This window comes from Faecalibacterium sp. DFI.5.82 (assembly GCF_029076575.1).
GTDB classification, from domain to species: domain Bacteria; phylum Bacillota; class Clostridia; order Oscillospirales; family Ruminococcaceae; genus Faecalibacterium; species Faecalibacterium duncaniae.
Genome location: NZ_JARFIS010000199.1, coordinates 1 through 342 on the forward strand (window position 1 = coordinate 1; position 342 = coordinate 342).

Annotated in this window: 1 protein-coding gene; it reads left to right on the top strand. The window is 65.8% G+C overall.

Annotation, left to right across the window (positions count from 1 at the left end):
* Positions 1-342 (top strand): SLC13 family permease (locus P0G09_RS16225; protein WP_275253182.1); only part of this gene is annotated, 342 nt, incomplete at both ends.

The following is a 342-nucleotide window of genomic DNA, read 5'->3' on the forward strand; positions in this document are numbered from 1 at the left end:
GGCCTTTTGCCGCGCTGGGCGGGGCCGCTCTGTTTCTGGCTCTGGGCGCGGCGGGCCTGTGGGACTTCACCCGGATGGATGCCGCCCGGGCGGTGGACTTCAATGTCCTGCTGATGATGGCGGGCACCATGGGCACGGTCTCCCTCTTCATTGAGAGCAGGATGCCCGCCCGGCTGGCCGAGCTGCTCATCGTGCGGGTGCCCAATGTGAAATGGGCCGTGTGTATGCTGGCCCTTATTGCCGGGGTCATCAGCGCCTTTGTGGACAATGTTGCCACAGTGCTCATGGTGGCCCCGGTGGGCCTTGCCATTGCCCGCAAGCTCAAGATCTCCCCCGTGCCCG